Consider the following 447-nt stretch of genomic DNA (forward strand, 5'->3'; position numbering starts at 1 on the left):
CTGAAAAAACACCAGAAGGCGATACAAAAGTAACGTTCTCAGATGGTACTTCAATCACAATCGCAAAAGGCGATAAAGGTGACGCAGGTGCACAAGGTGAAGCAGGTCAAAACGGTGCGGACGGTAAATCAATTACGGTTCAAAGTGTTCAACCTGATAAAGATGGCAACACAGAAATCACATTCAATGATGGATCTAAAGTTGTTATTCCAAAAGCGAAAGACGGCGTGGACGGTAAGTCAATCACAATTACTGAAACAGCTGTTCAACCAGATGGTTCAACAAAAGTAACATTCAGCGATGGTCACGAAGTTGTTATCCCTAAAGGCGAAAAAGGCGATGCTGGATAAAATGGTGCAGACGGTCAATCAGTCACAGTCGCAAAAGTAGAGCCACAACCAAATGGCGATACAAAAGTCACATTTAGTGATGGTAAAGAACTTACTA

General features: G+C 42.1%; 1 pseudogene. It reads left to right on the forward strand.

Annotation, left to right across the window (positions count from 1 at the left end):
- A pseudogene (locus HMPREF3031_RS13550) lies at positions 1-350 on the forward strand (hypothetical protein); the annotation flags it as partial.
- Positions 351-447: the final 97 nt, after the last annotated feature.

The organism is Staphylococcus sp. HMSC072B07 (genome assembly GCF_001815505.1).
Lineage (GTDB): Bacteria > Bacillota > Bacilli > Staphylococcales > Staphylococcaceae > Staphylococcus > Staphylococcus simulans.